Annotated in this window: 23 protein-coding genes; 2 read left to right on the top strand and 21 right to left on the bottom strand. The window is 43.0% G+C overall.

Features of this window, described 5'->3' with window-relative positions; genetic code table 11:
• Positions 1–51: 51 nt before the first annotated feature.
• Positions 52–1260: a CCA tRNA nucleotidyltransferase gene (locus tag FC07_RS11435; RefSeq protein ID WP_057905234.1), complete on the bottom strand. Its 1209-nt coding sequence runs from the start codon at positions 1258–1260 to the stop codon at positions 52–54.
• Positions 1257–2042 carry a 4-hydroxy-tetrahydrodipicolinate reductase gene (dapB, locus tag FC07_RS11430; RefSeq protein ID WP_057905233.1) on the bottom strand — a complete coding sequence of 262 codons (786 nt, stop codon included), beginning with the start codon at positions 2040–2042 and terminating at the stop codon, positions 1257–1259. Before dapB ends, FC07_RS11435 begins: the two co-directional genes overlap by 4 nt.
• 196 nt (positions 2043–2238) lie before the next feature.
• Here dapB and FC07_RS11425 point away from each other — a divergent pair, with 196 nt between their 5' ends.
• Positions 2239–3117 (top strand): YitT family protein, encoded by an 879-nt coding sequence (locus tag FC07_RS11425; protein WP_057905232.1) that lies wholly within the window; start codon positions 2239–2241, stop codon positions 3115–3117.
• A gap of 20 nt (positions 3118–3137) precedes the next feature.
• Here the strand turns inward: FC07_RS11425 and FC07_RS11420 are convergent, their stop codons facing one another.
• From FC07_RS11420 to FC07_RS11380, 9 genes are all read right to left on the bottom strand, one after another.
• Positions 3138–3671, bottom strand: a complete 534-nt coding sequence (locus FC07_RS11420; RefSeq protein ID WP_057905231.1) for a YpiB family protein — start codon at positions 3669–3671, stop codon at positions 3138–3140.
• Complete coding sequence (locus tag FC07_RS11415; protein WP_057905230.1) at positions 3671–4936, bottom strand: tetratricopeptide repeat protein; 1266 nt, start codon at positions 4934–4936, stop codon at positions 3671–3673. Before FC07_RS11415 ends, FC07_RS11420 begins: the two co-directional genes overlap by 1 nt.
• An 87-nt stretch (positions 4937–5023) precedes the next feature.
• The gene (locus FC07_RS11410) at positions 5024–5299 is read right to left on the bottom strand and encodes an HU family DNA-binding protein (protein ID WP_057905229.1); all 276 of its coding nucleotides are present in this window, start codon (positions 5297–5299) and stop codon (positions 5024–5026) included.
• Positions 5300–5529: 230 nt separating this feature from the next.
• Positions 5530–6840, bottom strand: a complete 1311-nt coding sequence (gene der, locus FC07_RS11405) for a ribosome biogenesis GTPase Der (RefSeq protein ID WP_057905228.1) — start codon at positions 6838–6840, stop codon at positions 5530–5532.
• Between the two features lie 74 nt (positions 6841–6914).
• Positions 6915–8126, bottom strand: coding sequence for a 30S ribosomal protein S1 (gene rpsA / locus FC07_RS11400; protein ID WP_057905227.1), 1212 nt, complete (start codon positions 8124–8126; stop codon positions 6915–6917).
• A gap of 82 nt (positions 8127–8208) precedes the next feature.
• Entirely contained in the window at positions 8209–8892 is a 684-nt protein-coding gene (cmk, locus tag FC07_RS11395) for a (d)CMP kinase (protein WP_057905226.1), read from the bottom strand.
• A gap of 97 nt (positions 8893–8989) precedes the next feature.
• Positions 8990–9607 (bottom strand): LysM peptidoglycan-binding domain-containing protein, encoded by a 618-nt coding sequence (locus tag FC07_RS11390; protein WP_057905225.1) that lies wholly within the window; start codon positions 9605–9607, stop codon positions 8990–8992.
• 124 nt (positions 9608–9731) lie between these two features.
• Positions 9732–11174, bottom strand: coding sequence for a RecQ family ATP-dependent DNA helicase (locus FC07_RS11385; RefSeq protein WP_057905224.1), 1443 nt, complete (start codon positions 11172–11174; stop codon positions 9732–9734).
• Positions 11167–12198 carry a helix-turn-helix domain-containing protein gene (locus FC07_RS11380; protein ID WP_057905223.1) on the bottom strand — a complete coding sequence of 344 codons (1032 nt, stop codon included), beginning with the start codon at positions 12196–12198 and terminating at the stop codon, positions 11167–11169. Before FC07_RS11380 ends, FC07_RS11385 begins: the two co-directional genes overlap by 8 nt.
• 29 nt (positions 12199–12227) lie before the next feature.
• Here FC07_RS11380 and FC07_RS16230 point away from each other — a divergent pair, with 29 nt between their 5' ends.
• Positions 12228–12476 (top strand): ferredoxin, encoded by a 249-nt coding sequence (locus tag FC07_RS16230; RefSeq protein ID WP_057905222.1) that lies wholly within the window; start codon positions 12228–12230, stop codon positions 12474–12476.
• Between the two features lie 27 nt (positions 12477–12503).
• Here the strand turns inward: FC07_RS16230 and FC07_RS11370 are convergent, their stop codons facing one another.
• The 10 genes from FC07_RS11370 to pfkA form a co-directional block, all read right to left on the bottom strand.
• Complete coding sequence (locus FC07_RS11370; RefSeq protein ID WP_057905221.1) at positions 12504–13238, bottom strand: pseudouridine synthase; 735 nt, start codon at positions 13236–13238, stop codon at positions 12504–12506.
• A 7-nt stretch (positions 13239–13245) separates the two neighbouring features.
• Entirely contained in the window at positions 13246–13842 is a 597-nt protein-coding gene (gene scpB, locus FC07_RS11365; RefSeq protein ID WP_057905220.1) for an SMC-Scp complex subunit ScpB, read from the bottom strand.
• A 7-nt stretch (positions 13843–13849) separates the two neighbouring features.
• The gene (locus tag FC07_RS11360; RefSeq protein WP_057905219.1) at positions 13850–14590 is read right to left on the bottom strand and encodes a segregation and condensation protein A; all 741 of its coding nucleotides are present in this window, start codon (positions 14588–14590) and stop codon (positions 13850–13852) included.
• 10 nt (positions 14591–14600) lie between these two features.
• On the bottom strand, positions 14601–14954 hold the full coding sequence (locus FC07_RS11355) for a GNAT family N-acetyltransferase (RefSeq protein ID WP_057905218.1): 354 nt from the start codon (positions 14952–14954) through the stop codon (positions 14601–14603).
• 64 nt (positions 14955–15018) lie between these two features.
• Positions 15019–15915, bottom strand: a complete 897-nt coding sequence (gene xerD / locus FC07_RS11350; protein WP_057905217.1) for a site-specific tyrosine recombinase XerD — start codon at positions 15913–15915, stop codon at positions 15019–15021.
• A 197-nt stretch (positions 15916–16112) separates the two neighbouring features.
• The gene (fur, locus tag FC07_RS11345) at positions 16113–16583 is read right to left on the bottom strand and encodes a ferric iron uptake transcriptional regulator (RefSeq protein WP_057905216.1); all 471 of its coding nucleotides are present in this window, start codon (positions 16581–16583) and stop codon (positions 16113–16115) included.
• 77 nt (positions 16584–16660) lie between these two features.
• Positions 16661–17536: a CvfB family protein gene (locus tag FC07_RS11340; RefSeq protein ID WP_083483299.1), complete on the bottom strand. Its 876-nt coding sequence runs from the start codon at positions 17534–17536 to the stop codon at positions 16661–16663.
• A 10-nt stretch (positions 17537–17546) separates the two neighbouring features.
• Positions 17547–18005 (bottom strand): DUF441 domain-containing protein, encoded by a 459-nt coding sequence (locus tag FC07_RS11335; RefSeq protein WP_057905297.1) that lies wholly within the window; start codon positions 18003–18005, stop codon positions 17547–17549.
• Positions 18006–18109: 104 nt separating this feature from the next.
• On the bottom strand, positions 18110–19870 hold the full coding sequence (gene pyk, locus FC07_RS11330; RefSeq protein ID WP_057905215.1) for a pyruvate kinase: 1761 nt from the start codon (positions 19868–19870) through the stop codon (positions 18110–18112).
• A 55-nt stretch (positions 19871–19925) separates the two neighbouring features.
• Positions 19926–20885: a 6-phosphofructokinase gene (gene pfkA, locus FC07_RS11325; protein WP_057905214.1), complete on the bottom strand. Its 960-nt coding sequence runs from the start codon at positions 20883–20885 to the stop codon at positions 19926–19928.
• Between the last annotated feature and the right edge of the window lie 20 nt (positions 20886–20905).

Genomic DNA, 20905 nt, shown 5'->3' with positions numbered 1-20905 from the left:
AGCGAGGCCACAATGCACCTCACTTTATCTATTCTAGCAATATTCAACTGGTTAAGCCATCATTTGTTCTGCTTGCTGCAATAAAACCGCCGCGTCATTGGGCAATGTTCCCGCCACAACGGCCTGTTCAAGCTGCTTTAACAGCTGACCCATTTGCGGTCCAGGTTTGATTGTCGTTCGTTGCAACAAATCACGACCATTAATGGCCAATTCATTTTTAGTCTTGATTGGCAGCTGCTGATACTGTTGCTGCAACTGCGCCTCAGGGATGGCTTTTTGATACAATGCCATCACTTCATTGGTGATCATCAAACAATGCCAACCGGCTTGATAAAGGTCCCAATTGGTAAAATCATTCGCAATAAAATGTGGGATCAACTCTAAATTCGTGCTCACCGTTGCAATCAACTGATTCGGCGATTTCCAACGTTTTAATTGCTTAATGGCTTGCTGTGCGGTCCAACCTAGCCCAGCAGCTACCAATGTCCAGGCACTGGCCGCTGAGTGCAACGGTTGATCAGGCAATCGACTAAGTTGCAAAAGCGCCTGTTCTGAAGTTGCCATGCCTGGGCAATCTTCAAATAACCGGGTGGTCACAAAATTTTGCAATGCATTTTGCCGACGTTGTCCCAATAATAACTTGGTAAATTCGTCATGAATCCGCTCAACCGCAATTTTGGCTAACAAATGGTGTTCTGTCTGAATGGCAGCCAACGTGGCCGGTTCAATAGTGAAATCTAATTGACTTTGGAAACGAATCGCACGCATCATGCGCAGGGCATCTTCGTGAAATCGCGTTTCAGGCGTTCCAACCGCGCGAATCACCCGCCGATTTAAGTCAGTTAAGCCATCAAATAAATCAATCACCGTGCCATCATGTTGCAGTGCCAACGCATTGATCGTAAAATCCCGGCGCTTTAAATCTTCTGCTAAAGAACGCACAAAGGTCACATGATCTGGCCGCCGAAAATCTTGATAACCAGATTCGGTTCGAAAAGTCGTCACTTCGTAAGATAAGTCACCTTGTAAAACTGTTACAGTCCCGTGTTGAATACCAGTATCCACTGTGCGGCGAAAGATTTGCTTGATCTCAGCTGGATAAGCACTGGTGGCAATGTCCACATCATGGATCTTTTTATGGCCTAATAAGGCATCTCGGACACTACCGCCCACAAAATACGCTTCAAACCCTGCTTGCTCGATTTTAGCAATCACTGGAACGGCCTGCAAAAACTCAGTGGGAATGGTTGTTAATCTCATAGGAAGTTTTCCAAACCTTCAAAAAGTTCATGGGCAGCCGTGACTTTTTCGCAGGCTAACGCAACCCCTGTCATAAAGGAAACCCGATCATAAGTATCTTGGCGAATCGTTAGGCCTTCGCCCACACCACCAAATTGAACTTGTTGATGGGCAATTAAACCTGGCAAGCGCACACTATGGATGTGCATACCATCATAATTAGCACCACGGGCACCCTTTAAAGTTTCCTTTTCATTCGGATTGCCTTGTTCTTTTTGAGCCCGTACTTCAGCCATCATTTCGGCCGTTTTAATTGCTGTACCGCTTGGCGCATCTAATTTGTTGTCATGGTGCATTTCAATAATTTCAACATCTGGGAAATACTTCGCCGCTTGCTTCGCAAATTGCATCATTAAAACAGCAGTCAACCCAAAGTTAGGTGCAATTAAGCCGCCAACGCCTTGTTCTTTCGATAATTGTTTCAAAGCAGCAACCTCTTCTGCCTTAAAACCAGTGGTGCCAATGACAGGTGAAATATGATGTTCCAGCGCAAACTTTGTATTCGCAACAGCCGCCTTTGGAATCGTAAAATCGATCCAAACATCTGGTGTGACATCTGGCACTTGTTCTAATGTTAAAACCGGTACATTTTGGTCCGCATAACCGGCAACCTCATTTAAGTTTTTCTCCGTGGCAACTGGATCGTAAACACCTACTAATTCGAAACCGTCATGATTTAAAACCATGTCAACGGCCGTGGCACCCATCCGGCCTTTAAAACCAGCCACAATAATCTTTGTCAAACCGATCAACCTTCTTTTCGTGTAAGATACTTCTATCTTACCAAAATCGCAGCTTAAAATACATTATCAGCTAAGAATTTGCTAAACAAAAAATGGCAATTATCTCAGAAGTAATGGCAGTTCAACTTAAAATCCGATACGATAGCTTTAAAGGGCCAAGTTGGTAACTTGTAAATAATTTGAAGGAGCTGATTGGATGACAGAAAATCGGATCAAATGGCAAGATCTCGCGTTGATCACGGCTGGTTGTATGCTTTATGGTTTAGGGTTAGCCAGTATCAACATTCAAAATCATTTAGCAGAAGGCGGTATTACTGGGATCACCTTGTTACTGCGTTATTGGTTTCAGATCGACCCCGCATATACCACACTTTTGCTCAATATTCCGTTAGTGATCTTTGGCTACAAATACCTTGGCAAACAAACCCTTTTGTTAACTATTTTCGGAACGGCTATGTTGTCGCTCTCCTTATGGTGCTGGCAACGGATTCCTTTGCAGATCAATCTACACCATGATCTCTTTATTGCTGGGGTGCTGGCCGGTTTAGCTGGTGGTTTTGGCAGTGGCCTGATCTATCGTGCTGGTGGCACCACTGGCGGCAGCGATGTCATTGCCCGGATCATTGAAAAAGAAAAAGGTATTTCCATGGGCCGCACTTTGCTGTTATTTGACGTGTTAGTCTTAACCATTTCGTTGTCCTATTTGGACATTCGACATATGATGTACACGTTACTGGCATCCTTTATTTTCACCCAGGTCGTTGATTTTACCCAAGCCGGTGCTTACGCCGCTAAAGGGGTGTTGATCATCAGTCCTGAATTCACCAATATCGCGCAACAAATTATGACTGATCTAGACCGTGGCGTGAGTTACTTGCCAGCTAAAGGTGGCCACCAACGGGAGACTAAAGAGATGATTTACTGCGTGGTGGCGCCTAACGAACTGGTCACCTTAAAACGCATTATTCAGCATCACGATCCCCATGCCTTTGTCTCCATTCTCAATGTGCATGAGGTGATTGGTGAAGGCTTCTCCTATCAACGTAAAGTACGTTCCATTTTTGGCAAAAAATAAAACAACGGCAGGCCCTGCAATTAATGCTTGGCTTGCCGTTGTTTTTTCAGTTCCTGGTACTGCTGACTCAACCGCTGAAAACTAATTTGATCATCTTGGGCTAATGCCTGATCAATCGCCGCGATTAAGGCCTGTTGCTGACGCATCGTCCAATAAGTGGCTAAACGTTCTGACACTTCTGGATCAGGATGATCCGCCCAACGATAATACGGATTATCTTCTAAAACCGTTAAATAATCGAGATCAAGTTGGCGTTGTGGAAAATCTAATTCTAAAAAGTAGGCCTGATCTTGATGTGCGTTTACTTCATGAAAAATTTGATCTGGAATCGTTAATAACAGGTCAGCGCGCTTCATGGCAAAAGCTGTGTCACCGGCCGTGGTCTGAATTAAAATACCGCGATCAGCTGCTAAGGCATGTTCCACCACGTGCAAGTTAGACAAAGCTTGTGGTTGGCCTAATAAATAGCGTAAAAACCACTCTGCCTCACGCACAGGCAATTGTTGTTGTGCTAAAAAAGACTCAATCAATGCTACTTTAAGCGCTTGTTCCATTAGTTGTCCTCTTCAGTAGATTCCAATAACCAAGCCATTTCATCATCCGTTGGCACTAATTTAACGTATCGTTTTAAGGCCGTTAACATTTCGGTGCGCTGACCGACACTCTGGAAGAATAAAATCAATTGATGCAAAAAATCAGGTTGATTTTTAAAGGTTGGATAAGCCAACAAATAATTTTCGCGGGCTACTTTGGTCTCATCTTGCGCATCTGCAGAAACCGCTAAATTCCAATAAGCTTGTGGATCCGCATCACCACGATCAGCCACTGGTGTGAGTAATGCGATATTCTCATCATGTCGTCCTTGCTTCACATAAAGATTACTCAGCTGTACAATGGCCGTCATATCATCTGGCACTAATGCCAGCCAGTGTTGCAAATATTTTTCGCCTAAGGCTTCATCATCTAAGCGAAAGGCTAGATCCGCAGCACGTTGATAGAGCACTTCATTATAAGCGTCCACAGCCATGCCTTCTTGCAAGGTCCGTAATGCATCCGTCAATTTAGCTTGCTTTTCTTGGGCTGTCGCTAAATAAGGGTATAACGAACTAAATTGCGAATCTTGCTCCCGTAGCTCAGATAACAGTTTTTCGGCTGCCTGGTAGTCTTTCAGCTGCAATTGAATAAAACCCGCCTGAAAGGCCGTTTCAGCGCTCATTTCAGCAGTTGGAATCAAATCCAAGTACTCGGCAGCCTTTTCAAACGCACCGCTATTGGCATAAGCGACGCCTAAACGCTGATACAAGTTAACCTTAGAAATTTCAACTTCACCAGCTGCAATTAATTCTTCATAGTAGACAATGGCCTTTTGAAATTCGCCACTGTCAAAATAAAATTCAGCCAACGCAAAGGCGATTACGGTTTCATCAGGATAAAGGCGACGTGCTTCCAGTAGTTTCTGTTCACTGACTTCATAAAGTCCTTGTTGTTGGTAAAGGTCCGCCGACACCAATAGACTTTCTGCATAAGCAGGTGAATCCGGCTGAATGGCTTGCAAGTAATCCAAGGCCTGTTCGGTTTTACCATCACTGATGGCAATATCAGCTAAAGTTGTTCGTAACTCATCTTCGTCTGGGTATTTGGCCAGTAATTTTAAATAAACTTTTCGTGCTTCCGGCAAAAAACCTAAGGCATACAAGTTTTCAGCCAGACTATACAACAAATCATCACTATCTTGCTGTAATGCACGTTGAAAGTCTTTTTTTGCTTGTTTGAGATTGCCATCTGCTAATGCAGCCAGCATATTTTCTGAATAACTCATCACACTGCACCTTTCTTATTCAAACTAGACAATTGTTTAATCGCCAATTTAAAAGGACTAGCAAAATTGCTAGTCCCTCTAAATTGGTTATTTAACCGCATCCTTCAATGCTTTACCAGGTTTAAAAGCTGGTACTTTGCTGGCTGGAATTTGAATTTCAGCACCAGTTTGTGGGTTACGCCCTTTACGAGCAGCACGATCACGAACTTCAAAGTTACCGAAGCCAATTAATTGAACCTTTTCACCTTTTGCTAATGTGTCTTGGATTGAACCAAAGACAGCATCAACAGCAGCTGTTGCTTGCTTTTTCGTCAAGTCTGTTTGACTTGCTACGTTTTCGATCAATTCAGCTTTGTTTGCCATAATAAATTCACCTCCCCATCTAAAAGTTAGACGAGTGTCTAATGGAGTTGCTCCAGTTACGAACACTGGCGAAACAATGAGCCAAATCATTATTTCTGAACTAAAAATATCATAGGAACGCCTTGATAGCAAGGTTTTTTTGATAATTCGTCACTTTTTATGCTCAAATCGGCCAAATTATGACATTTCCTTAATTTTTGGTTAGAATTTGCATCAAATCAGGCTTTGCGCTATTTCCGGCGGCGGATAATTAAATGCACCGGTGTTCCAGAAAAATCAAAGGCATGACGAATTTGATTTTCTAAAAAGCGTTCATATGAAAAATGCATCAGATCTGGGTCATTGACGAAAATAATAAATGTTGGTGGTGCAACCGCAACCTGTGTTGCATAGTATACTCGCAACTTCTTCCCATTCATCGATGGGGTTGGGTTTGTGGCAATCGCATCCATTAAAACATCGTTTAAAACAGACGATTGTACACGTCGTTGCTGGTTTTCATGAACTTGTTTGATCATGGCTGGCAACTGCGGCAACCGTTGATGGGTTTTCGCAGATACGAAAATAATCGACGCGTAATCCAAGTAGGCAAAATTACTGCGAATCGCATTTTCGAAGTCCGTTAACGTGTGATTATCTTTTTTCAAAGTATCCCACTTGTTGACCACAATGATGATACCACGGCCAGCTTCATGCGCATAACCAGCGATTCGCTTATCTTGCTCACGAATGCCTTCTTCAGCATTTAGGACCACCAAGACCACGTCGCTTCGGTCAATAGCGGACATCGCCCGCAACACACTGTATCTTTCAGCATTTTCATAAGCCTTGCCACGTTTCCGTAGCCCTGCTGTATCGATCATGGCAAACTCATCACCTGCTTCAGTGACAAACTGGGTATCGATTGCGTCTCGAGTCGTTCCAGCAATATTCGAAACAATCACTCGATTTTCACCTAAAATAGCATTCACCAAAGATGATTTTCCGACATTTGGCCGACCAATCAAGCTAAATTTGATTCGCTGATCGTCTTCTTCTTCCGTTTGAGCCGGAAAATGAGACACGATTGCATCTAACAGATCCCCGGTGCCAATCCCATGAACCCCGGAAATTGCGATTGGATCGCCTAAGCCTAATGAATAATAATCATAAATATCTTGCCGTAATTCTTGGTTGTCAACTTTGTTAACCGCTAAAATAACCGGTTTATCCGTTTGATACAACATCCGCGCCACACGTTCATCAGCGTCTGTCATCCCTTCACGAATACTGGTGACAAATACGATCACATCCGCTTCGTCCATTGCGATTTCGGCCTGTTCAGTAATCTGCTTTAAAAATGGCTCATCACCAAGGTCGATTCCACCTGTATCAATCAAATTAAATTGACGGCCAGTCCATTCCGCATGGGCATAGATCCGATCACGGGTAACCCCTGGCATATCGTCAACAATTGAGATCCGTTCACCGGCAATTCGGTTAAAAACCGTTGACTTCCCAACGTTTGGGCGTCCAACGATTGCAACAACTGGATTTGCCATTGACAATCCCTCCTTCTGTATTACATCAAAAAAGAGATTGGTCATTGCCAATCTCTTTTCATAGACAATTTAAATTAACCTTTTAAGTCTTTACCAATGATGTCGCCTAAGGTAAAGCCGCCTTCATCATCGTCGCTTTGGTACTTGCTGGTATCAACAGGCGTTGCAACGGGCTTTTCAGTCTCACCATTTGGTTTTGGTGCTAAAGCCTTAATTGAAAGGGCTAAACGGTGTGCATCTGGCTTAACGTCTAAGACTTTCACTTTCACAGTTTCACCTTCAGAAAGCACATCATTAGGTGTTGCAATGTGTTCATGTGAAATTTGTGAAATGTGAACTAAGCCTTCAACGCCAGGGAAGACTTCAACAAAGGCACCAAACGTGGTTAAACGTTTAACAGTTCCTTCAAGGACACTGCCAACTGGTGCTTTGTCTTCAATATCCGTCCATGGTTCTGGCAAAGTTGCTTTAATGGATAACGAGATCCGTTCTTTATCAGTATCAACTGATAAAACAGCAACCTTAACCGTTTCGCCAACCTTTAAGACATCAGATGGCTTGTCAACACGGTCATAAGAGATTTCAGATACGTGAACTAACCCATCAATACCACCAAGGTCAACAAAAGCACCAAAGTTGGTTAAACGTGCAACAGTACCTTCAACAACGTCGCCTGCTTTAAGCGTTGCCAAGATTTTTTCTTTTTGTTCAGCTTTTTCAGCTTCAGCAATTGCACGATGTGATAAGATTAAACGATTTTCGCTAGGTTCGATTTCAATGATTTTAAGTTTGAGGGTTTGACCCTTATACTGAGATAAGTCATCAACGAAATGATCCTCAATCATTGAAGCGGGAATGAAGCCACGTACACCGGCATCAACGACTAAACCACCCTTAACCACTTCTGTAACAGGGGCGTCGATTGATTCGCCTGCTTCAAATTTTTCTTGAATTTCAGTCCAAACTTTGCGTGCTTCTAAACGCCGCTTGGATAATAAATAACTCCCGTTTTCTTTATCCTTACCAATGGTTGAAATAACCACAAGGTCAAGTACATCGCCAATCTTGGCAGCATCATTAATATCATCAATATGCTGACTTGAAAGTTCTTTCATTGGAACAACGCCTTCGACGCCAGTTCCTTGAATGCCGACAATTAATTGTTTGTCGTCATCAATTGCTAGAACCTCCCCTTTTACAATGTCACCGACTTTGACGTCGTGGACGCTATTTAAAGCGTCTTCCATGGCATTTTGGTTCTCATTTGTGATGTTATCTTCGTTCATGCCAAAAATCCTCCTTCAACAGCTTGAAACTACAAGTCCTATTTTATAGTAAAACACCTTGAAATGCTAGAAAAACGTTATATTAATTCTCATCTTTCTCTTTTTTCTTAGCAGTTTCATATATTTTAGCCACCACTTCATCAATTGAAAGTGGCGTTGTATCTAACCGGGTCGCATCTTTTGCCTGCGTCAATGGTGAAACTCGACGCGTTGAATCTTTATGATCCCGCACTTCGATTTCATGTTCCAAAGTCGCCAGTGGCGTATCGATCCCTTTTGTTAAGTTTTCTGCATAACGCCGACGCGCACGTTCCGCAACACTTGCAACTAAGAAAATTTTAACTTGGGCATGTGGTAAAACAGTGGTCCCAATATCGCGGCCATCCATTACAATACCGCCTTGAGCCGCAATAGCGCGTTGCTGTTTGACTAGTGCAGCCCGTACCGTCCCTAATGCCGCAACAGTTGAGACGTTGTTGGTAACATTGGGCTGACGAATCGCTGTTGTGATATCGTGTTCACCAATGAAAACTTGTTGCACAGGGTCAGCCGCCACAAAACGAATTGGATAGGTTTCAACCACGTTTAAAATTTGCGGTTCATCGGTTAGATCCAAGCCTAATTGCATGGCCTGCCAAGTCACTGCACGGTACATTGCACCGGTATCACAATACACATAATGTAACTTTTTAGCAACTAATTTTGCTACCGTACTTTTACCTGCCGAAGCAGGCCCATCAATTGCAATCTGTAAACCTTTACTCATTAATCAACAATCCTTCTTTTCAAGAGATTATGCCGTCAAAAATACAGTCAAGTTATGGTCAACAAACGGCTCTAACTTAACTGCATTAAGCTTAAAACTATTTGACTCTTAACTGCTGCCCTGGGCTTAATTTAGAAGCACTGGACAACCCATTCATTTGGAGTAATTCAGAAACTGTTAACCCATTATTAACAGCAACGCGGTATAGCCCTTGACCAGCACCGACAGTTACATATTTTTTACCAGCACTACTACTGCTACTGGCACTACTTGAGCTAGCAGTTGATTGGCTACTGGCCACACTGCTACTGCTGCTAGCTGCCACAGAACTACTGCTGACGCTACTAGCAACGCTCGATGAACTGCTAGCTTCTGAGTGACTAGCTTTTGAACTGCTGGCCTTTTTCGTTGCTTTTTTTGAACTTGCTTTTGCTTTATGTTTTGTAGCCGTTGCGACCTTTTTGGTTTTCTTTTTGCTAGTTGTTGCTTGTTGTGAGGTCACCGGTTTGTTCATTTGACTCTGCACGATCGACCAAGCCCCAACTGGTAATGCAGCTAAGACTAACAATGCAATGGTTAAAAAGGTGACAAATGCGGCATTGCCCTTTTCTTTTTTACGCGTTGCAGAACGTGATACTTCACCCTTTGCATTTCGCTCACTATCGAATTGTGCATTCCATGGCTTCTCACCATGGTTATTACTTTTTCCACTCATGAAGGTTTGCCCTCCTTATGAATTAAGCGATGATTCGCTTAATGCGACGTCGCCGCACTTTTACTTCACTCAAAAACATTGTAACATACTCTTTTTTTAAATTCTGTATATTTCCGTTAATTTCCTAATCTCTATCGACTGTTGGAAAAAGCCGCGTTAATTTTTCCTGCCAGTTTAATAAAGGTTGCATTTGCGGCGAACCATGATCAAGCGCTAACTGCGTCAAGTAGTCAGCTGATTGCTGCCAACAACAACACTGTTTATCATGATCACCTGCCGGCTCTTCAAAATCATTTAAAATAAACGCGCGTTTGCAGCTTTCTGTCTCAATATACTGCAACATGGTGCGCAAAGCGGCTAGTTTTTCAGCCTGACGTTTCACGAAAAGACTGCTGACCTCGGCTTCCGAATACTGTTGCTGATGATAATAACGTAGCAATTGGACTTCCGGGAAATCATATTGATCAAAGTGAGCCGGTGCTGCATAATACTGCCTGATCAACGCCGCAGCCGGAATGCTTTTCGTCACCAAACTCGCCTGCAATTGAAAATCACCAGGCTGATAGTACAAAATGGCAATACTTTGCTGACCGTCCCGGCCAGCGCGTCCAATTTCCTGTAAATAGCTGCCAAGATCAGCTGCCAGATGATAATGGATCACAAACCGAATATTGGCCTTATTGATCCCCATTCCAAACGCCGTCGTGGCACAAATGATTTGCAGGGTACCTGTCATAAATTGCTGTTGGATCGTAAACCGATCTTCACGATTGAGATCGCCATGATAAAAGCCTGTGGCAATCTGTGTTTTTTGCTGGATCTGAGTAGCCATTGCTTCAGCCTTTTGTTTACTTGAAAAGTAAATAATCCCTGGTCCTGTTAATGTCGTGCACGCCTGTAACAGCGCAGTGTCCTTTTCAGCATCATTTTGAAAGCGTTGCACATCTAAATAGATATTTGGCCGATCAACCGAATACACCAACTGCGTCGTTTGTGCTGGTATCAAATCCAGCTTGTCCAAAATATCCTGCCGTACTTTTTGCGTGGCCGTTGCTGTCAGTGCTAAGGTACTGCGCGGTTGAATCAACTGACGTAACTGGCCTAGCGCTAAATAGTCTGGACGAAAATCAAGTCCCCACTGTGAAATACAATGCGCCTCATCGACCACGAGAAGTGCAATTTGCATTGCTGCTAATCGCTGTTGTACTGCAGGTTGCATCGCCATTTCAGGTGCCATAAAAATAAAATGGTATTGATCCAGATGCTGTAATAGGCTGGCCTTTTCAGCTGGCGCCAAGCCAGAAGTCAACGCCAACACACTTTTTTCACCTAAGTAATTTAAAGAAGCCACTTGGTCTTGAATCAGTGAAATCAAAGGTGAAATAATCAGCACTGTGCCTGGCAGCAAATAACCTGGTAATTGATAACACAACGACTTGCCAGTTCCGGTTGGTAAAACGGCGAGAACATCTTTTTGTGCGACAACAGCCTCGATGATCTTTCGCTGGCCTGGTCGAAAATCCGAGTAGCCAAAATGCTGTTGCAATGTCTGCGTCAATTTATCCATGCTGTCGCCTTCTTTGCTGGATCTGATACAATCGAAACTGAAAAAACGGTAATGACTGTCCCAATTGCTGAAATTGCCATTGATCAATCGGACAATTCTGAAACTGATCGGCTAATACTTGCTGCTGATCGACACTAAAAAAAGCATCAAATGGAAAATCAGGCATTAAAATCGCCGCTTCTAATAAATGCTCAGTTAACGTACTGGCCTTTAAATGCCGGCGTTGCTGTAGGGCTTGAAGCGACGTGCCTTGTAAAACAGCTTGATACGTTTGGGCGGCACTATGACTTAAAATTGAAGTAGGTGCCATCGGCTGCCACAGTGACGCAAACATTGGTAGTTGCGCGGCCTGCCTTAAAAGCCGATAAATCAAAGCCTGCTGCCGTAAGAAAATAGCAAATGAAGTGGTTTGTTGCCGGATAGCGACTTGTTCAATGGTGAGCCGATCAACCGCGTGACCACTGAGAAAAAAGCTCATAAAGGTTGCATCTTGTGGCGCTAATTGTGTCAAAAAATGCTGCCAATCTTGTGCAAAGGTGGCCACCAAGGTCGCTTTGTTTTGTCCAAATAACCATTGTTTCACAGCAATCCGATCACGCTCAGGTACCATTAAGGGATAATACTGGCGATTTTGATAACCTAGCTCAGAGATCACTTGAGTCGCTAAAAACAAACGGGCTGTATAATGGTTCGCCTTAGGAAAATGCAAACTATCAATGCCGGTTGGCAGCAACTGCTGCTGGCGCCATTCTTGTTCGTGCTGCTGGCCTTGAACCGTTTTTTTCATTTTTTTATCTTGTGCCACTAACCAGCCTCGCTGAACAAGCACTTTTAATTGCCGTTGGTAATCTGCCAGCTGAAGTTGTGGTAAAAACTGATATAATGAAAGTAACTGATACGCCAAACCTGCATATAAATTCGACACCGTCCGTTTTCCCTGCAAAATGTAATAAATTGCTAACGGTCGACGCCATTGCTGTTGTGAGAATAATAATAATAAATATTCTGGTGCAATATTTGGCATTGTCATGCTTCCTTCTAAGGAGTGATTTTTTGGATTATAGTCGTGTACAACAAGAAAATTGTATTGCTTGCGGGCTGTGCCAGCTCAAAGCACCTCATTTATTTGATTATGACGCTGAAGGCATTGCTTACTTTAAGCCCGATCATAATCAAAGTGTAACGCCAATTCCTGACAGTGAACGTACTGCTTTTAAAGCGGCCTATCAACAATGCCCCACCCATGCCATTCAACATCAAAAGGGCCCTTTTCAGATTTGCAATACGAATAAAAATGCTTGAAGCCTGAACGGTTTCAAGCATTTTTATTTAGAAACGTTTCCCTGTTCGAGCCAGTCGCTTTAGCTGTGCCACTTCTTCGTGTTGTAAAGGCCGTGATTGGCCTGGAACTAACCGATCTGTGGTTAAAAAGGCATATTGTTGACGGCTTAATTTGATCACCGGATAACCCACATGGGCCAACATATCCCGCACTTCGTGATTCATCCCTTCATGAATGGTTAAACTGACCAAAGCGGTTTGCTGCTTTTGGTCACTGGAAACAAGTTTCGCTTTAGCAGGTGCTGTTTTGCGTTTTTCCAAACGGACACCGGCACGTAATTGCTTCAAAGCATCAACGGTTGGAATGCCCTTGACTTTGGCTAAATAGACTTTTTCAACTTGATATTTAGGGTGAGTCAATAAATTCGTTAATTCACCATCATTGGTCATGATCAACAAACCAGACGTTGCGTAGTCTAATCGACCAACTGGAAATAAACGTTCATGAACTTCAGGAAAGAAGTCGACAACCGTTTTACGCCCCTTATCATCATGCGCCGTTGTAACGACACCACGTGGTTTGTCCAATAAGAAATACTGTTTTTTTTCTTTCGTCAACGGCACGCCATTCACTTCGACATGGTCACTAGGTTCTACTTTGGTGCCTAAAGTCGTCACGGTTTGTTGGTTGACCGTCACACGGCCCGCTTGAATCAGTGCTTCTGCTTTGCGGCGTGACGCCACACCTGCAGCTGCAATGACTTTTTGTAATCGTTCTGCCATCGTTTTATCAATCCTCGTCTTTTTTTGTTTCATCCTGATTTAATTGTGCCTGAAAGGTTGCAAATAAATCATTCGTTTCAGGTGCTGCTAATTCCTCTGGTTCAGGTAATGGTGGTAGCTGCGTCAGGTCTTTCAGTTCAAAATAATCTAAGAAAAAGTCACTTGTACCATATAAAATAGGCCGGCCAGGCGCCTCTTTGCGCCCTTTAGCCTCAACTAATTGCCGCAACACCAGCTTTTGAATGGCACCACTACTTTGAACCCCTCTAATTTCATCAATATCTACCCGTGTGACGGGCTGCTGATAGGCAATAATCGCCAAGGTCTCTAAGGTTGCTTGTCCGAGATTGGTTGAAAGTGGTGCTGAAAAATACTGTTTGATCACTGGTGCAAGCTCTTTTTTAGTCGCCAATTTAAAATGCTCACCAAATTGGAGCAACACTAAACCACGTTGGTGATCTGCTTGTAAGTCTTGTTTTAAGCGCGTTAAAGCATGACTGATCGTCGCTGGATTTTCTGGTAACAGTTCATCCAATTGATCTAAGCTGAGTCCTTCATCACCGGCCACAAACAATAGCCCTTCGATTGTTGCATTTAAATTCACACCTAGATTAGGCCTCCTTCACTGGCTGTGCCTGGCGCTTTAATAATAAAGGCGCCAAATCATCTGCTTGCTGACAAACCACATCACCAGCCCGCATGAGTTCAAGGACGGCTAAAAAGGTTGTCACAGTGACCTCAGTCGTCGCATGTCGCGGTAATAAATGACTAAATTCTTGTGGTTTATTTTGTTGCAATTGATCCTTGATTTGCTGGATCATTTTGGTAATGGTCACTTTCTCACCAACCACAGCCGTTTTTTGTGGTGGTTCCGCCTGCTGTAACAACTGTGTCAGCGCTTGGGTCAAAATCGTCAATTGCACTGGCGGCTCAGGCATCGGGATCCGTTCCATTTGTGGTGCAAAATTGGGCGCTTTACTAAAGCTATCTTTACGTGCTAATTCACGTGTTTGCAACTGCTTAGCAGCCTGTTTATACAATTGATAGCTGATCAACTGTCCCACAAGTTCTGCCCGCGGATCCTGTTCTGTCATGTCATCTTGTTCAGGCGCTTGGACCGGTGCTTTTGGTAATAGCATCTGACTTTTAATGCGCATCAAAGTAGCCGCCATCACAAAATAATCGCCGGCCACTTCCAGTTGATTAGTCTGCATCTGTTGCAGATACGCTAAATACTGCGAAGTAATCGCGACGATTGGAATATCGTAAATATTCATTTTTGCAGCCTGAATGAGATGCAGCAACAAATCCAGCGGGCCTTCAAATTCTGGTAACTTAACCGTTAATACCACACGCTCACCTCTAATGCTGTTGTTCCCAATCTGCAACGATTGCCGTTGTTGATAAGGTACCCATTAATTTTTGCTCTGGGAATAACTGGGTCAATTCTGTCAGCATCTTAAAAGCGTTACCTTGATTGCGATCAGATGGGCTTAATGCAATGTGTCGGACGATCACATAGTCTGTTGTGATCTCAATACCAATCACGCCTGCAAAATCACCAGTGGTATTCTTCCATAAATAAAGTACATGTTGGTCGTCAGCCTGATACCATGCCAATTCATCTTGCAAATGTGCCACATCCTCTAAGTCAGGTACAAAGGACAATAACCCCATCGCAATTTTTTCGTAATTCGTTTTATACTTAAAAAGCATGATAGCCCCCTAGCCATTGAATCTTAATCAGTTTAAAAATACCATAATCACACAACAAATACAACTAGGCGCGCGGGTGATAACGGTCATAAACCTGTCGTAAATGCTTTTGACTCACATGGGTATAGATCTGTGTCGTTGAAATATCAGAATGCCCTAATAACTCCTGCACCACTCGTAAGTCTGCACCATTTTCTAACAAGTGTGTGGCAAATGAATGCCGAAGTGTGTGCGGGGTCACATCTTTATCAATTCCTGCATCACGAACCACTTGTTTGAGATTCTTCCAAATTCCTTGGCGTGTAAACGGCCGCCCATAATGGTTTAAAAACAGTTCGTTTGGATGTTGCCCTGGCCGAATAAAAGTTGGACGTACATCTGCTAAATAACGTTTGATCCATTTAATCGCAACATCACCAATGGGAATCAAGCGTTCTTTGTCCCCTTTCCCAATGGTTTGGATCAACCCTAAACTCAGATGCAGCTCATCTAATTTTAAATGCGTTAACTCACTGACACGTAATCCGGTGGCATACATCACTTCTAAAATCGTACGATCACGCAATCCTAATGGCGTTGTAGTATCAGGTGTAGCTAACAAACGACTGACCTCACTTTGAGATAACACTTGCGGTAAATGCTGCTCACGCTTAGGTGAATCGATTTGTTGCATTGGATCAATTTTGATCAACTGATTCTCCCATAAAAAGCGGTAAAACTTACGTAAGCTTGAAACAATCCGAATCACACTATTTGCTGCCAACCCAGCTGTTTTGAGATCAGCTAAAAAATTAAGCACCATAAAACGGTCTTGCGCAAATGTACTGGCTTGCTGTGCTTTCAAAAAGGCTGTGTACCGACGAATATCACGGGTATAGTTTTCAACGGTATTCTCAGATAGCCCTTTTTCAACAATTAAATAGTGACGAAAATCCGCAACGATCGTCTCTAATTTTTCCATGTTTGTCCTCCTGATGTGTACGTGGTTATTGTTGAAGTTGTTTTTTTAATTGGTTAGTGGTTAATGTTGATATTTGTTCTAATTAACATAACTTTATTTATTATAAGCTATTTTGCTAGAAAAAGCCACCCTGCCTGTCCAAGCCCTACTGCCACAAAAATAAGGATCACCCATCCTACGATAAGTCATCCTTATTTTTATTGTTTTTGTTGCTGCTCTCGATTTTTACGCTGACAATCCATGCAAATCCCCTGAAACGTCAGTTTATGATCCGTGACTTGAAAATGAAACTGCTGTTCCACCACACGCTCAACATCTAATAAAAGATCCTCATGAACTTCTTGTATTTTGCCACATTGCGTGCAGAGTAAATGATGATGAAAATGATGCTGACTACCTTCACGCCGTAGATCATAGCGAATCAAACCATCTGTAAAACTAACTTTGTCTAAGATCTTCAATTCACTTAAAATTTCAAGTGTGCGGTAAACAGTCGCCAAACCAATATCTGGTGACTTTTCCTTAACACGCATGTAAACTTCTTCGGCACTCAGGTGGCCTTCTTCATTTTCAATTAATGAACAAACAGTGGCCTCACGTTGTGGTGTTAGCTTAAAACCAGCTTGATGTAATTGCTGCTGAATGCTCTTTAAGTACTGTTCGTCCATTTTAAAGCCTCCCATTGATAGCGAAACCAATCTTGCTACTATCATAATCCTAGCGGGAGAGAATTGCAATGGACCGCCTAGTTCTTCTGCTTAAGGTAGGTCTTTCCCTCACGTTGTTCAATCAGATCGGCCTTCATTAAATGCCCTAAAGCTCGTTTAAATTGACCTTTACTAATGCCAAAGAAGGTTTTGATCGCCTCAGGTTCACTTTTATCAGTATAGGCCATTACCCCACCCGGCTGATGTTGTAATACCGCTAAGATCATCTCAGCATCTGCAGAGATGGCCTGGTAAGCGCGTGGTCGCATCGATAAATTCATGGTTCCATCTGGCCGAACACCGATCACCCGAGCCTTGATGCGTTGCCCTAAACGGGGTTCACCGTCACGTTCACTTGGATGAATGAAACCAATATTACGTTCGTCAGTAAACAAGTAGCTGCCTACTAATTTCAAGCGATAGATCGTACCCGTAATATCATGGTTTTTCATCGTCGGTAAAGCGCGGCGTGAACGGGCCTCAAATTCCGGCATATCGGCTAAATGGCCCCACATCCGACCCTTTACATCAACCGCTAGCTTCACGAATAACTGATCGCCTTTTTCAGGCCATAAGTGATGGATCGTTGGTAATTCATCCAGCGACACCACAATATCCTTATCGGGCAACCCGATCGAGACAAAAACACCTAGATCACGGCGGCTACTAACCACTGTGGCCCAACCGAATTGATTTAAACGCACCGTTGGCATTTTAGTGGTTAATGACAAGACATGTTCCGTATTTTCATAAGCAAACCCTGTAATGGCATCCGTTACCACATGGGGCTGATCGAATTCTGATTTCGCAACGCGAAACGTCAAGCCGTCTTCTAACTGACCAAAATAATAACGGTCATTTTCATCTGTCATCGTCATGGTGACTTTTTTACCTAAATAATCTACTTTATCCAAATTTTTTACCTCACTTTAATATCGGCTGGAGCAATTGTAAAATCACATACGTCATCCCTGATGCAATCACTGGGCCAGCTGCAATACCGCGTAATAATACAACACCCATAATGGTGCCAAATACCAATGCAACTGTAATTTCAGGACTTTGAGATAACAATCCAACCCCTTTAGCTGATAACACTGCAACGAGCACGCCACAAGTCACTGCAACATAGCCCACAGGTGACTTAAACGCATTTAATAAGTCGCGGAAGCCAATTTGGCCCGTTGCAATCGGCACTAGGATCGCAACGGAAATCACCGTCACCCCCCAATTAATCCCCTTAGCCTGAATCGTGTTTAATAATTTAGCGGTGTTCGGAATGAGCTTTAAGGCCAGTACGACACCTGTGGCAATTAACAATGATTGATTTTTCCCGAAATATGAGACTGCTAAAATAATCAGCAGAAACAACCAACTTTCCAAAATAAAAACCTCCGTCCGTTTATTCAGCTTACTAAGCTTACCATATTCCCAACAAAAAAAGCCACTGCTCACGCAGTGACTTTAAAAGTTTAAGCGGATAAAGCTTACATAGCGTTAGAAGCACCACGGTAGATAATCCCACGACGTGAGTCAACCGTAACAACTTCTTCGTCAGCAATCTTTTCAGTTGCGTTTTCAGCACCAACAACGACAGGAATCCCCATTGCGATACCAACAACAGCTGCATGACTGGTTAAGCCACCAGCTTCGACAACTAAGGCACTTGATTTTTCAATGGCTGGTAAATAATCTTTATCAGTTGTCTTCACAACTAAGATGCCACCTTCAACTGCTTTTTGGTTAGCTTCTTCAGCGCTTGTTGCGATAACAGCTTTCCCAATAACAGTTTGGTCGCCAACACCTTGGCCTGCAACTAACTTAGACCCAATTAATTGGATCTTCATAACGTTCGTTGTGCCACGTTCGCCAACTGGTACACCAGCAGTGATGATAATCAAGTCGCCTTCCTTAGCGAAGCCTAAGCTTTGTGCTTTTTCAGCGGCTAAGTTAAACATTTCATCTGTTGAGCTTGGCTTTTCAGCAACGATTGGATAAACACCCCAGTTAACGGCTAAACCGCGACGTGTGCGTTCATCAAATGTAATTGCTAAAATGTCAGCCTTTGGACGATACTTGGAGATCATCCGAGCTGTAAAACCAGACTCAGTAGCTGCAACAATTGTCCGGATGCCTAAATTACGGGCAGTGTGGGCAACTGATTGGCCGATTGATTCTGTAACGTCTGTTTTGCTGAATTCTTTCAAAGCAAACGAATCTTGGTCGATCATTGCTTTTTCAGCGCGTTCTGCAATTTTAGCCATTGTTGCAACAGATTCAACAGGGTATTTACCATTGGCACTTTCACCTGAAAGCATTGTTGCATCAGTTCCGTCAAAAATAGCGTTGGCAACGTCAGTTGCTTCAGCACGTGTAGGACGTGGGTTTTCTTGCATTGAGTCTAACATTTGTGTTGCAGTGATAACAGGCATACCTAAAGCGTTACACTTCTTGATCAAACGTTTTTGAATAATTGGCACGTTTTCAACTGGGATCTCGACACCCATGTCACCACGTGCAACCATCAAGCCGTCGCAGACTTTTAGGATTTCATCAATGTTATCAATACCTTCTTGAGATTCGATCTTAGGGAAGATTTGAACATGTTCCATGTGCTTTTCTTCTAACAATTCACGGATATCTAAAACGTCTTGTGCCTTACGGACAAAACTTGCAGCAATATAATCAATGTCATGGTCTAAACCAAAACGAATATCACTTGCATCTTTTTCAGTGATCCCTGGCAAGTTAATCGCAACACCAGGTGCGTTAACACCCTTACGTGAACCTAAAAGGCCATCATTTTGAACTTCAACAACAAGTTCCTTGTTCGCATCGTCCTTTTCAGTGATCTTCATATCAATCAAGCCATCGTCGAAAAGTACATGGCCGCCAACATGAACATCATCATATAAGCCTGGGTAAGTAACGGCGATTTTTTCTTTGGTTCCTTCGATTGAAGCGTCCATTGAAATACGCGTTACATCGCCAGTTGTAAATGCAATTTTGCCTTCTTTTTCAACTGTTGTCCGGATCTCAGCACCTTTAGTATCAAGCATGAAGGCAACCATTTTGCCGGTTGCTTTAACAGCTGCTAAGGCCTTTGCCATCCGATCAGCATGTTCTGGATGGTCACCATGTGAAAAGTTGAAACGAAAAACATTTGCACCAGATTCAATTAATTTTTGAATCGTTGCTTCATCTGAGCTAGCTGGACCAAGTGTACTTACGATCTTGGTTTTCTTCATAAGTAGAATCTCTCCCTTAATGTTTGTATAAAAGTAACGTTACGACTAAAACGAGTTAGAACGAAATATCACTATTTAAATCATATAATGATAATTCAGCATGATGCTTAGCGTTGAATAAGTCCAAGATATCATGTGAGACGATCTTGTTATTTTCAATCCCAATGGCTAAGCCGCCCTTGCCTTCAAGCAATAATTCAACGGCTCTAGAACCCATTTGTGAAGCCATAACACGATCACGGGCAGTCGGTGAACCACCACGTTGAACGTGACCTAAGACGGTTACACGAGTTTGGAAATCACCATATTTGTTTAATTCTTCCGCAAACTCGTCCGCATGCATAACGCCTTCGGCTAAAATAATTAATGAGTGTTTCTTACCCCGGTTACGACCGACACGAATTTTATCCGCAATTTTACTCATGTCAAAATCTTTTTCAGGAATCACAATGGCTTCGGCACCACCGGCAACACCAGACCAAAGGGCAATGTCACCAGCGCCACGACCCATAACTTCAATGACGAAAGTCCGTTCATGTGAAGTCGCTGTGTCACGAATCCGGTCCACTGACTCAAGAACGGTATTAACAGAAGTGTCAAATCCGATCGTAAAGTCAGTGTAAGGAATATCATTATCAATTGTCCCTGGTAAACCAATTGCATTATAACCATGTTCGGTTAACTTCAAGGCACCATGATATGAACCGTCACCACCGATAACAACTAACGCTTCAATTCCAAATTTGTTAAGTTGTTCGATCCCTTTTAATTGCCCTTCTTCTTGAGCAAATTCAGGGTAACGCGCAGAATATAAGAATGTCCCGCCACGTTGAATCTTGTCACCAACTGATGATTCGTCCATCTTAAAGATGTCACCGGCAACAAGTCCTGCGAAACCATAATTAATTCCGTATACTTCCAATCCTTCATGGATTGCTTTACGCGTTACAGCACGAATGGCAGCATTCATGCCAGGTGCGTCACCACCACTGGTTAAAATCCCAATGCGTTTCATTTTTTCACCTCAGGCATTTA

Source organism: Loigolactobacillus bifermentans DSM 20003, assembly GCF_001434575.1.
In the GTDB taxonomy this organism is placed as follows: domain Bacteria; phylum Bacillota; class Bacilli; order Lactobacillales; family Lactobacillaceae; genus Loigolactobacillus; species Loigolactobacillus bifermentans.
The sequence above is the reverse complement of the archived record's forward strand: the minus strand, read 5'-3'. Positions and strand labels throughout refer to the sequence as shown.